The organism is Vibrio marisflavi CECT 7928 (assembly GCF_921294215.1).
Taxonomy (GTDB): domain Bacteria; phylum Pseudomonadota; class Gammaproteobacteria; order Enterobacterales; family Vibrionaceae; genus Vibrio; species Vibrio marisflavi.
The window spans coordinates 1,912,061-1,924,617 of sequence record NZ_CAKLDM010000002.1; the positions used below are offsets into that span (position 1 = coordinate 1,912,061).

The window sequence follows — 12,557 nt, forward strand, 5'->3', positions numbered from 1 at the left end:
GGAAGTTGAGCCCTCTTAAAGCACACAACTTCCGGCTTTGTTGTCTTAAATATTTTTATAACTTAAAGAAAGCCAATTGAGCTTTTTGTTTTTCTGCCAGCTCTGAAAGCTGAGCACTTGCAGTAGCACTTTGACTTATACCTGCAACATTTTCATTCACCAAACTCGAAATATTGGAAACGTTGCGGTTAATATCTTGAGTCACTTGCGATTGCTCTTCAGCGGCTGTCGCTACCTGTGCATTTGAGTCTGTAATGTTGGTTACTGCTTCACTAATACTCGTCAAAACACTGCTCATCTGGCTGGATAGTTCTTGGTTGTGAGTCAATAAATCTAAGCTTTCATGCATTCCATCATTTGCTCGTCCGGCCTGAGTTTGCAAAGCATCGATAACTTGCTGGATCTCAACCGTGGATTCTTGCGCTTTCGCAGCCAGCGTGCGAACTTCTGTAGCAACCACCGCAAAACCGCGTCCATATTCGCCTGCTCGCGCGGCTTCAATCGCTGCATTTAAGGCCAACAAGTTAGTCTGGTCAGAAACGCCATCGATAACTTCGACAGCTTTATTGATTTCTTCAGACTGCTCTTTTAACTGACCAATTACTTGAGCTGCGCTATCGATAGCCACAGACATTTTCGCGCTGGCTTCGTTATTTTCTTCGAAGATTGCACGACCAGAGTTTGTCAAAGCGTCAGTATCTCGAGCAATCGAGTCCGCTTGGAGTGCATTGTCACTGACATTATTAGCGGTGCACGCTAACTCGTTAACAGCCGAAGCAACTTGCTCAATTTCTATCAGCTCTTTTTGTGCATTCTTTTCTGATTGCTTCATAACCGACACAAGTTGAATGGATGCTGAAGCAACCTCTTCACTAATAGCAATCAATTGCTCAACTGTTGTGTGAAGCCTATCAGAAGTGGTGTTGACATCGTTTGCTAGCATGCCTATTTCATTGTCGCTTTCGACTTCTGCCCTAACTGATAAGTTACCTTTAGCTAACTCGCGCATCATTTCTTGCAACTTCTTAATTGGCGTAACGATATAACCAGAAATCAGCCAAGCAATCAGTAATGAAACAGTTAAAACAGCAACAATAACCATCATCGCTTTATTACGAACGTTTTGCCCCTCTTGAGCCGTTTGAGCGACAGCAACATCCGCAAATTCATTCACTTTATCAGATAGCTGCTGAAGGCTGTTTACCATCGCATTGCCAGCATCACGGTAATTGGATACGAATTGTTGATATTCTTGCTCAGAAAGGCTGCCATTATCATGGCGAGTAAAAACGTCAGCGGCTTGCTGTGAATATTCGCGGTAGCTATCTACTGCGGTCTGGACTTTGCGAACAGGTTTAGCAAATGTTTTTCTGCTGGCCATGTCACTTAGCACATCATTAACCTTCTCCATTGTGGTACCTAGCTTGCTTAAAAAAGCTTGGCGGCGAGAAGAGTCGTAAATGGCGTAAACGGCGTTAATGCGTAGCGGATATATTTGATCACCAATTTCCGCCAATGAATCTTTGTAGTACATCAGAGATTGAATATTCACTTCAACCTTACTTTGCTGATGTTCGAGTTCGCTGTCGGTAACCCAAAGGGCAATAATCAACGCGATGGTAGTAATTGCAACAGGAACAAGTATCTGTTTGCGAATAGACAAATTTTTAAGAGATATGTGCATGTTATTGCCTCAATCCAACGTACCTCAGGCATCCATGCTGACGACATAGTGTTCAAAAGTCGGCCATACTAGAGTAATTTATTATTCATGTCTAGAATGCAACTGACATTAAATTGACATTACTTATATGGATTTATTCTGTGGATTTCTTGGCAATATCATCGATTTGATACAGTTTTTCTTATCTTTCTAGCTACATAGAGAACAAAACTTAGCTCGCGTTAGAATGGCTAAATTGTCTGCTGATAGTTCAATTTCCAACCCTCTCTTACCTGCACTAACGTGTATTGTACTGTACTCGGTTGCTGATTCATGGATGAAAGTAGGTAGCAACTTTTTTTGTCCGAGTGGGCTAATGCCGCCAACAACATATCCGGTAACTTTCTGTGCTATGTCTGGGTTGGCCATGTCCGCTTTTTTCTTGCCCGCAGCTTTGGCTGCCAGCTTTAAATTGAGTTTGCTATTTACCGGAATAATCGCAACCGCGAGTTCTTTTTCCTTGCCATCGGTACAAAAAAGTAATGTTTTAAAAACCGTGTCTGTATTTAAGCCAAGTAGCTCAGCAGCTTCAAGCCCATAGCTTTCAGCCCGAGGATCATGGTCGTACTGGTGAATCTTATGCGGTATTTTTTTCTTCTTTGCTAAATTAATTGCTGGCGTCACTTTGTTCTCCTAGTATGCGAACATTTGACTATAAACTACTGGGCTATAACATCATTCGTCGGCTTAGCCCATACTATAACGCGCCTAAAGACAACTTATTATCTTTAGGCGCGTATTTAACATTTTCTTAGAATATAAATTACTTAGGCAAAAGATTATTTATAAACTATTTGGCCTGATGGCTCGAAGTCATTCACTTTAATTGGGCTATGTGCTTGTAGGTACTCTTTTAGAACTTCTGCATCAACAAACCCTGTATTGACATAACCCGGGTGTCCGGTCAACTTCGGATAACCATCACCACCGGCAGCATTGTAGCTTGGCACGGTGAATCGATATGTTTTAGATTCATCCAGCGGCTTACCGTTAATTAGCACATCAGAAACTTTGCCGTCAGAAACCACCATCGACACCCCTGAGAACTGAGCATATGAACCTGAATCAGTTGGCTTGGTTCCGACCACATTCAGATAATCCAATACCTCTTTACCAGTCATATCAACATAAGTAATGATGTTGCCAAATGGCTGAACCTTCAACACATCTTTATAGGTGATATCACCCGCTTCAATTGAGTCTCGTACGCCACCCGAATTCATGACTCCAAAGTCAGCTTTACCCCTTTCACGCTGAGCTTCTGCAATTAAGCGTCCAAGGTTTGTTTGCTTAAATCGAACGACATTACGGTCACCTTCAAGCTTGCCATCAGAATCGGCAATCTTAACACTGAGTTGCTCTTGGCCTTTTTCTTGATATGGCGTTAGAAACTCAACCATTTCGCTGTTGTGTGGGATTTCCTCTTCGATTAACACTCGCTGACTTTTTCCATCAACTTTAATTTTTTTCTTTAAGTTGACCGGAATAAGATCGTAGCTAACCATTTGTAGCTCGCCATTTTTAAAGGTGTAATCAGCACGACCTACATATTTACCCCATTCATGAGCTTGTAAAATGTAGGTGCCATTTTGTTGGTCAGGTTTACAGTCATCACCTGGCTTAAACGAAGTATCAACGTGGTTTTCTGACTCCATACAAACTGGTTCTTGCGAGTGGCCACCAATAATCATATCTAGTGAACCTTCATCAAGATATCTAGCCAACGCAACATCACCCGGAGCATTAATTCCATGCTTACCATCTTCGTAGTGCCCCATGTGAGTCACAGCGAAAATCAAATCGGGGTTCTCTTGCTGCTTGATTTCCTCAATCAAAACTTTCGCTTCTTGTTTAGGATCTCGGAACTCAATGTTACCCAGATATTCAGGGTTACCTATTTTCGCCGTATCTTCAGTTGTTAAGCCGATAACTGCAATCTTGACACCCTGCTTATTGAAGATCTTGTATGGTTGAAACAGGCGCTTACCCGTCGTTTTGTCGTAAATGTTGGCGGAAAGCAGAGGAAACTGTGCCCAGTCTTTCTGCTTCATCAGTACTTCAAGCGGGTTATCAAACTCATGGTTACCTAGCGCCATTGCGTCGTAACCAATTTTATTCATGCCTTTAAAATCAGGTTCAGCATCTTGCAGGTCAGATTCTGGCACACCGGTATTAATATCTCCGCCAGAAAACAAAAGGACGGTTCCGCCATTTTTTTCAACTTCTTGGCGAATATTATCAACCAGCGTTTTACGTGCTGCCATACCATATTCACCATGTTTGTTGTGCCAAAACCTACCATGATGATCGTTGGTATGAAGGACTGTGATGTTGTAGGTTTTGTCTTTCTGCCATTCATGGCTCGGCTCTGGAGAGCAGCCTACAATTGAAGTGAGCACAGCCGCACCCACGGCTAATTTTAACCAGTTACCCTGTTTCATAGTTGTTTCCTTAACAATAAACCTGTCCCTTGCTTGACCCAGATCGATACAACAGAACGATATAAGAAGCTTGAGCTATCAGCATTCAAGATGGATCTAGTCTAAATTATTCGAGTAAACCAACTACGCATTATTAATATTTTTGCTAATTTGATCACGTCATCAATACATAAAAGGTGAAATCTATCTCGATCACCTCTCAGCGTTACCTTTTATTCGGACATAAAAAAAGAGCCAGCACATGATGTACTGACTCTCATTTATATTGAAAACTAACTTCGCTAAATCAGTTATCGGATATCGATAGGCTCAAAGCCCTTGATAAGATCATCTAACGCCTTCATTTGAGCTAAGAATGGTTCTAGCTTATCTAGTGGCAGCGCAGATGGTCCATCACATTTCGCGTTATCTGGGTTAGGGTGAGCTTCGATAAACAAGCCAGCAATACCTGTCGCTAAACCAGCTTTAGCAAGCTCAACCGTTTGCTCTCTTCGACCACCCGATGCCGCACCTGAAGGGTCACGCATTTGTAAAGAGTGCGTCACGTCGAAGATGATTGGGCTACCATTAGATGCTTTCTTCATAACACCGAAACCAAGCATATCAACTACAAGGTTGTCGTATCCATGGCAAGAGCCACGCTCACAAAGAATAATATTCTCGTTGCCGCATTCAGCAAACTTCTCAACAATGTTGCCAACCTGACCAGGGCTCATAAATTGTGGTTTTTTCACGTTGATCACAGCACCAGTACGCGCCATCGCTTGAACGAGATCTGTTTGGCGAGCCAAAAATGCTGGTAATTGAATCACATCTGCTACGTCTGCAACGGGCTGAGCTTGCTCTTCAGTGTGAACATCAGTGATGATTTTTACACCAAATGTATCTTTTAGCTCTTGGAAGATTTTCATCCCTTCTTCTAAGCCTGGTCCACGGTAAGAGTGAACTGAACTGCGGTTTGCTTTGTCGAACGAAGCTTTAAACACGTAAGGTATGTTCAACTTCTCAGTCACTTTAACGTAGTGCTCGCAAATCTGCATAGCTAGATCGCGTGACTCTAATACATTCATACCAGCAAATAGAGTAAAAGGCTTATCGTTGGCAACAGGGATATCGCCAATGTTCACAACTTTTTGTTGCATCATAAAATCTCTTATTTTGAATTAATGGACAGTAACAGGAGTTTCACTCATTGCATTCACCTGGCTCTTTAGAAGCTCAGCTGCGGGATCATCCGGGCACTGGTCAATAAAATATTGGTAGTCAGTTAATGCTACTTGATGGCAATCTAACTGTTGATAGATAAAGCCTCTATCACGTATTTCATACGGGTCATCAGGGACAAAAGTCAAAGCAAGATCAGTACACCTTAGAGCAAGAGTGTAGCGCTCTTCACGTAGCAAAGCCGTTTTTAACAATGCAAGCCAACGACCTATAATCGTTGGGTTGTCTGCCACTTCAAGATCTTCTTCTTTCAAAGATTCAAGAGGACCTCGGTGACCAATAATCCATGCTTTTAAAGTGTGCTTGTCAACGACTTCCCCATCAAATGGATTGATGTATTGTGGTTCTTCGCCAGGCCAAGAAAGCTTGAGCAGTAACTGAGTTGGAAACGCTATCGTTTCTAGTGGGAAGCCCAATCGGGAACCTATGAACAGCAAAATTGAACCAAGACTGACAGGAATACCTTTACGGTTTTCAAGAACTTTGTCTAAAAATGCGTTATTCGAATCGTAGTAAGCTTCTTGATCGCCGCTAAAGTCCCACTCACCATAAAACAGGTTCAAGAAGGCGTTAAATTTTTGCTTCTGATCAGTTTCAGCAACTAAAGCTAGCTCTGCTTCATCACACAAGCGTTTAAGTTCCTTTCTTACCCACTTTGAATTGGTCTCAGGATTGACCGCTTTATTCAAAGCTAGTGCACCATGTGCAAGATCCATTGCATCAAAGTCTTCATCAATTAAATTCAGCATTTACTGCGACCTTTAAACAATGTCATTAAAAAAATACAGGAGCTTTGGTGACGGCTATTTTACCAGCCATCGCTAACCATCCTAGAGCACCAAAAAAGGCAAAAGAACGAATCAATTTATTCTTGCCCAACTTTATCGCAAAAAAGCCAAGTGCAATATACGCTAGAACACACATTAACTTTTCTGTGAGCCAAGGGGCTGCAGGCGTAAAAGGAATAAAACCTGTAATGAATATCAGCGAAATACCAGATAGAAGCAATAAGGTATCATTCACATGAGGAAATACCTTAAAAAACTTGCGCTCACCCAAAGTAGAGTTTGCCATGATAAAAGCGTAGCGAAGCGTCAACATTAATACACTTATCGCAACGGTTAATACATGAAAATGCTTTATACCTTCGTACATAAATCCTTTCCTAGCACATTAATTTAAATGCTGGTGCCCAGTTATTTCTCGAGCTGACCAAAAGAAACTCGATCATTGCCAGCGTAATCTTTCTCGGTAGTAATATTTTGGTAGCCTAACTCAGAGAGAATCTCTCTTACTGGCTGACCTTGATCATAACCATGTTCAAAGGCGACCCAGCCTTTTGGCAGCAAATACAGTTTTGCTTCGCTTGCAATATGTCGAATGTCTGCCAACCCATTCTCATCCGCAACAAGTGCTGTCACTGGTTCGAATCGGACATCACCTTGCAATAAATGAGGATCGGCCTCGTCTATATAAGGTGGGTTGGATACTATTAGCTGAAATTTTTCATCGATGAATTGTTTCATCGGTTCAAACCAGCTACCACATAAAAACTTGGCGTTTGAAATAGCGAGCTTTTTGGCATTTTTGCTGGCCAACTCTACCGCTTCAGGCTGAAGGTCAACCCCCCAGACATTCACATTTGATCTTTCAGATGCAATGGCAAGGGCTATTGCGCCTGTTCCCGTACCTAAATCCAGTACGTTCCCACTGTTTGTGCCAAGCAGCTCTAAAGAAACCTCTACCAGTCTCTCTGTATCTGGACGAGGAATCAATGTTGATTTGGAAACATTCAGTGGTAATGACCAAAACTCTCGCTCACCAACGATATAGGCAATGGGCTGCCCTTCTGATCGTTGAGAGATAAGAGAGTCGAAACTCGCCAACTGCTCTTCGGTCAAAGCCCGATCAGGCCAAGTTAATAGATACGATCTTGGCTTATCGAGAACATGACAAAGTAGCACCGCCGCATCAAGCGAGGGTGAATCACTTTGTGCTGCCGATAAACGTACGACAGCATTTTTAAGTGCTTCATCAATAGTCACTTGCGTCATGTAATTAGTTACTTTCCGAAAGTGCCGCTAGCTGATCGGCTTGATATTCTTGAACCACAGGATCGATTAGGCTTTGCAAGTCCCCTTCCATTACCTCGGCAAGACGATATAAAGTCAAGTTAATACGATGATCCGACACACGCCCTTGTGGGTAGTTGTACGTGCGAATGCGATCGCTTCGATCACCTGAACCAAGCAGGTTACGGCGAGTATCGGAAACTTCTGCTGCACGTTTTGCTTCTTCCGCTTGTATGATTCGCGCTGCAAGTACTGACATCGCTTTCGCTTTGTTCTTGTGTTGTGAACGCTCATCTTGACACTCTACAACAGTACCTGTTGGCAAGTGCGTAATACGAATAGCAGAGTCTGTCGTGTTAACGTGCTGACCACCCGCACCTGATGCGCGGAAAGTATCTATTTTTAAATCGCTGGCTTTGATTTCTGGAATTTCGGCTTCCGGGATTTCAGGCATGATTGCGACGGTACACGCAGAAGTATGTACTCGGCCTTGAGATTCTGTTGCAGGAACACGTTGAACGCGATGACCACCGGATTCAAACTTAAGTACACCATATACGCCATCGCCAGAAACTTTAGCAATCATCTCTTTGTAGCCGCCATGTTCAGCTTCGTTCGCTGACATAACTTCGATGCGCCAACCTTTCTTTTCAGCAAATCGGCTATACATACGGAACAGGTCACCAGCAAAAATTCCAGCTTCATCACCACCAGCCCCAGCACGAATCTCTAGGAAACAGTTACGCTCATCATTCGGATCTTTTGGTAGCAATAGAATTTGCAATTCATCGTTCAGACGAATAATGGATTCTTTCGCATCTTTAATTTCCTCAAGCGCCATTTCACGCATTTCAGCATCATCTTCTTGTGCCATCTCTTCGGCGGCAGTCAAATCTTCTTGAGCTTGCTGGTAAGCTTGAAAACACTTAGTGACTTCCTCTAACTGCGAGTACTCTTTTGATAGAGAACGAAACTTATCTTGATCCCCAATAATATCTGGATCTCCAAGGAGGTGTTGAACCTCTTCATATCGTTCAACTAGGGTTTCAAGCTTTACTAATATTGACGCTTTCATATTACTTCTTAACTTAGAAAAATTGGGATAAATTTGGGGCATGCCCTAGCTAAGGTCATCAAGACCAAGGCTTTGCCGAATAACAACTAACTTGCTTGGCTCACCTTGCTCAGCAGCATTTTGCAACGCGCGAGTCGGGGCATGAATCAGTTTGTTGGTCAGTTTGTTGCTCAATTCTAATAACACTTTCTCTGGGTCGCCACCTAAAGCTAGTGCTTGTAAACTTTTATTTAATAACTCTTCACGGACGTCATTCGATGCTTTTCGGTATTCGCGTATACTATCCACGGCATGAAGTGAGCGTAGCCAACTCATAAATGCTGCGCTTTCTTCTGTAACAATCGCCTCAGCTTGTATAGCTTCTACTTTTCTCTGAGCCATATTACTATCCACGATGGACTGCAAATCATCGACACTATACAAATACGCATCATTGAGTTCAGAAACTTGAGATTCTATGTCTCTTGGTACCGCGATATCAACCAACAACATAGGTTGATGTTTACGGGCTTTTAAAGCAGTTTCAACCATTCCTTTGCCGATGATAGGCAACGGGCTTGCTGTTGAACTAATAACAATATCAGCTGCTTTTAAGTGCTCTGGAATCTCGTTTAGCGCAATCACCTTACCGCCAAACTCATTCGCTAAGTTTTGCGCTCTTTCACGGGTTCGGTTAGCCACGATTATCTTGCAGTTACCGTGACCTGAAAGGTGCTTTGCAACAAGCTCTATCGTTTCTCCAGCACCAACCAGCATAACGGTCAAGTTATCCAGAGACTCAAATATATGCTTAGCTAACGTACAAGCGGCATAGGCCACAGAGACAGCGCTGCCACCAATATCTGTTTCTGTTCTTACTCGTTTAGCTACCGAAAAGGCTTTCTGGAATAACTTCTCAACAGAAGCTTCAATGGCTTTGTGATTGCGAGATTCAGAATAAGCCTGTTTCACTTGACCTAAAATCTGCGGTTCACCTAACACCAAAGAGTCTAACCCGCAGGACACTCTCATTAAATGACGAATCGCTGCTTGGTCTTCATGAATATAGAGACTGGGTTTGATATCTTCAGGGTTTACTTGGTGAAAATCGATAAGCCAATCGATAAGCTTGTGCTTGCTGTTCGTATTAACATCACAATATATCTCCGTTCGATTGCAAGTTGATAAAATAACACTACCATTTACATTCGAATTTGCTGCCAGTTGTTTAAGTGCCGCAGACATTTTGTCTGGACCAAACGCAACCTTTTCACGTAACTCTACAGAAGCCGTATTGTGATTGATTCCAATGGCGAGCAAGGACATGTATATTGAGTTCTCTGATCTTGGTTTATTTAAATAAGTTGGGAATTTTACTTTATGCCCCATCCTATTAAAAGGGCAACATCAATTTGTTTTCACCAGTTCGTGATATCAATGATATAGTGGCACTAATTTCCCAAACTCGACAGTATGAATTTTGAGCTCATATGAAACTGCTACAAAAATTTAGCTTCTTAATCATTGTATTATCGGTGATCTCAGGTTGTAGCTCACTTCCTAAAAGTTCGACCAATGTCAAATGGCAGCAGCAGCAAGATCGAATCTCTTCAATCAAAAGCTACCGAGCAACCGGCAAACTGAATTATATCTCTCCAGAACAACGACAATCTCTCTATTTCCAATGGAAGCATTCAGAAGACAAAAGCCAGCTAAGACTGACAACATTTTTGGGACAAAGTGTACTGAACTTGGTCATTACACCGACAGTATCTACAGTCACGACATATAACGATAAGGTCTACAGCGATCCGAACCCTAGCGAACTTGTATATCGACTTACTGGCCTAGTTCTTCCTGTTGAGCAATTGCAAGATTGGCTACTAGGCAAACCAACGGGTGCTGACAGCTTCCAGCTCAATCCAACTAACACTGTTGCGACTATAAATAAAACAGTGGAAGGTAAAGATTGGAAACTAGCCTATCAAACCTATACAGATGAGAAACTCGCAGGCAATACTGTTCCCCTACCGAGCAAATTGAGCCTTAAACAAGGGAACACATCTCTGAACATAACCGTATCAAAATGGACGCTGAATCAATGATTGGTGCACAAACATCCTGGCCGTCACCAGCGAAGCTGAACTTATTTTTGTACATCACAGGAAAAAGAGAGTCAGGCTACCACGATTTACAAACACTTTTTCAATTCGTGGACTTCGGTGACAACTTAACAATCACAGCAACAGATTCTAATGAAATTGTCTTAACTCCCGAGATTCCGGGCGTTGAAAAAGAGGACAACCTGATTTACAAGGCGGCTAAAGCGTTACAAAAAGCCGCTCGCTGCTGTCATGGCGCTCAAATTCATTTAGAAAAAGTTCTACCAATGGGTGGGGGTATTGGCGGAGGTTCATCCAACGCAGCGACAACACTGGTTGCTCTGAACTACCTTTGGCAAACAGGATTCAGTGACGAAGAGCTTGCTCAAATTGGCCTAGAGTTGGGCGCTGATGTTCCAGTATTCGTGCGTGGCTTCTCTGCTTTTGCTGAAGGCGTAGGCGAAAAACTGACTCAAGTTTCACCGCAAGAGAAATGGTATCTGGTGGTACGCCCTAACGTTAGCATTGCAACAGCTGACATATTCAAACACCCCGATTTAACGCGAAATACACCTAAACGTGCATTAGAATCTATATTATCTCAACCTTACGTAAACGATTGCGAAAAAATTGTGCGTTTGCTGTATCCAGAGGTTGATAAGCAACTTTCATGGCTGCTACAATATGCGCCGTCAAGATTGACTGGTACAGGATCTTGCGTGTTTGCTGAATTTGATAGTAAATTCGATGCAGATGCTGTACTTGATAAACTTTCTGACAATGTCTCTGCGTTTGTCGCTCAAGGGCGAAATCTATCGCCGTTGAAAAAGAGACTCGCTGACTACCAGTCAGCAAAAACACCATTCTGTTAAAAACTGGACGCAACCCTGAGGTTTCTACCGTGCCTGATATGAAGCTATTTGCTGGTAACGCAACACCTGAACTAGCCCAACGTATTGCTGACCGTCTATACATCTCTCTTGGCGATGCTACTGTTGACCGTTTCTCTGATGGAGAAGTCGCAGTACAAATCAACGAAAATGTTCGTGGAAGTGATGTATTCATTATTCAATCAACTTGTGCTCCAACTAACGACAACCTAATGGAGTTAGTTGTAATGATTGATGCAATGCGCCGCGCTTCAGCTGGCCGTATTACAGCCGTCATTCCATATTTTGGCTACGCTCGCCAAGATCGACGTGTGCGTTCAGCACGTGTGCCAATCACTGCAAAAGTTGTTGCAGACTTCCTTTCAAATGTTGGCGTTGACCGCGTCCTAACGATCGACCTACACGCTGAACAAATCCAAGGTTTCTTCGATGTTCCTGTAGACAACATCTTCGGTACTCCAGTTCTACTGGAAGATATGCAAAACCGTGGCCTAGAGAATCCAGTGGTTGTTTCTCCTGACCTTGGTGGAGTTGTTCGTGCTCGAGCAACAGCGAAAGCCCTAGGCGATATCGATATCGCTATCGTCGACAAACGTCGTCCACGTGCAAACGTATCTGAAGTAATGAACCTGATCGGCGATGTTGAAGGTCGAGACTGCGTGATTGTTGACGATATGATCGACACAGGTGGCACTCTATGTAAAGCAGCTGAGGCGCTGAAAGAGCGTGGAGCTAAGCGAGTATTCGCTTATGCAACTCACGCGGTATTCTCTGGTAACGCAGCTTCAAACATTAAAAACTCTGTACTAGACCAAGTAATTATCACTGACTCTATCTCAGTAGCACCTGAGATGGAAAAGACAGGCAAGGTTACAACGCTAAGCCTTTCTCGTATGCTTGCTGAAGCTATTCGTCGTATCAGCAATGAAGAGTCTATTTCTGCGATGTTTAAATAAAACATCAACGACAATCAATCTCGCTAAAAGCACTTCGAAAGAAGTGCTTTTTTGTTGCCTGTCGCATAGCCGCCAATTTGTATGCTATCATGTCG

The 12,557-nt window shown here is 42.9% G+C and carries 12 protein-coding genes; 3 read left to right on the forward strand and 9 right to left on the reverse strand.

What is annotated here, in order from left to right; genetic code table 11:
- Nucleotides 1-55: 55 nt before the first annotated feature.
- The 9 genes from L7A31_RS15490 to hemA form a co-directional block, all read right to left on the reverse strand.
- On the reverse strand, nucleotides 56-1,684 hold the full coding sequence (locus L7A31_RS15490) for a methyl-accepting chemotaxis protein (protein ID WP_237362677.1): 1,629 nt from the start codon (nucleotides 1,682-1,684) through the stop codon (nucleotides 56-58).
- Between the two features lie 189 nt (nucleotides 1,685-1,873).
- Nucleotides 1,874-2,347 (reverse strand): Cys-tRNA(Pro) deacylase, encoded by a 474-nt coding sequence (ybaK, locus tag L7A31_RS15495; RefSeq protein ID WP_237362678.1) that lies wholly within the window; start codon nucleotides 2,345-2,347, stop codon nucleotides 1,874-1,876.
- A 155-nt stretch (nucleotides 2,348-2,502) separates the two neighbouring features.
- A complete protein-coding gene (ushA, locus tag L7A31_RS15500; RefSeq protein WP_237362679.1) occupies nucleotides 2,503-4,164 on the reverse strand; it encodes a bifunctional UDP-sugar hydrolase/5'-nucleotidase UshA in 1,662 nt (553 codons plus the stop codon).
- Nucleotides 4,165-4,454: 290 nt separating this feature from the next.
- Complete coding sequence (kdsA, locus tag L7A31_RS15505) at nucleotides 4,455-5,306, reverse strand: 3-deoxy-8-phosphooctulonate synthase (RefSeq protein WP_237363580.1); 852 nt, start codon at nucleotides 5,304-5,306, stop codon at nucleotides 4,455-4,457.
- Nucleotides 5,307-5,327: 21 nt separating this feature from the next.
- Complete coding sequence (locus tag L7A31_RS15510) at nucleotides 5,328-6,137, reverse strand: SirB1 family protein (RefSeq protein ID WP_237362680.1); 810 nt, start codon at nucleotides 6,135-6,137, stop codon at nucleotides 5,328-5,330.
- 25 nt (nucleotides 6,138-6,162) lie between these two features.
- Nucleotides 6,163-6,543, reverse strand: coding sequence for a SirB2 family protein (locus L7A31_RS15515; RefSeq protein WP_237362681.1), 381 nt, complete (start codon nucleotides 6,541-6,543; stop codon nucleotides 6,163-6,165).
- A 41-nt stretch (nucleotides 6,544-6,584) separates the two neighbouring features.
- Complete coding sequence (gene prmC / locus L7A31_RS15520) at nucleotides 6,585-7,442, reverse strand: peptide chain release factor N(5)-glutamine methyltransferase (protein WP_237362682.1); 858 nt, start codon at nucleotides 7,440-7,442, stop codon at nucleotides 6,585-6,587.
- 4 nt (nucleotides 7,443-7,446) lie between these two features.
- Nucleotides 7,447-8,535 (reverse strand): peptide chain release factor 1, encoded by a 1,089-nt coding sequence (gene prfA, locus L7A31_RS15525; RefSeq protein WP_237362683.1) that lies wholly within the window; start codon nucleotides 8,533-8,535, stop codon nucleotides 7,447-7,449.
- Between the two features lie 45 nt (nucleotides 8,536-8,580).
- Nucleotides 8,581-9,840 carry a glutamyl-tRNA reductase gene (hemA, locus tag L7A31_RS15530; protein WP_237362684.1) on the reverse strand — a complete coding sequence of 420 codons (1,260 nt, stop codon included), beginning with the start codon at nucleotides 9,838-9,840 and terminating at the stop codon, nucleotides 8,581-8,583.
- 164 nt (nucleotides 9,841-10,004) lie between these two features.
- Between hemA and lolB the strand changes: the two genes are divergently transcribed.
- From lolB to L7A31_RS15545, 3 genes are read left to right on the forward strand one after another with little or no spacing between them, the layout of a single operon-like run.
- A complete protein-coding gene (gene lolB / locus L7A31_RS15535) occupies nucleotides 10,005-10,619 on the forward strand; it encodes a lipoprotein insertase outer membrane protein LolB (RefSeq protein WP_237362685.1) in 615 nt (204 codons plus the stop codon).
- Nucleotides 10,616-11,488: a 4-(cytidine 5'-diphospho)-2-C-methyl-D-erythritol kinase gene (ispE, locus tag L7A31_RS15540; RefSeq protein ID WP_237362686.1), complete on the forward strand. Its 873-nt coding sequence runs from the start codon at nucleotides 10,616-10,618 to the stop codon at nucleotides 11,486-11,488. Before lolB ends, ispE begins: the two co-directional genes overlap by 4 nt.
- Nucleotides 11,489-11,517: 29 nt before the next feature.
- A complete protein-coding gene (locus tag L7A31_RS15545) occupies nucleotides 11,518-12,462 on the forward strand; it encodes a ribose-phosphate pyrophosphokinase (RefSeq protein WP_237362687.1) in 945 nt (314 codons plus the stop codon).
- Nucleotides 12,463-12,557: the final 95 nt, after the last annotated feature.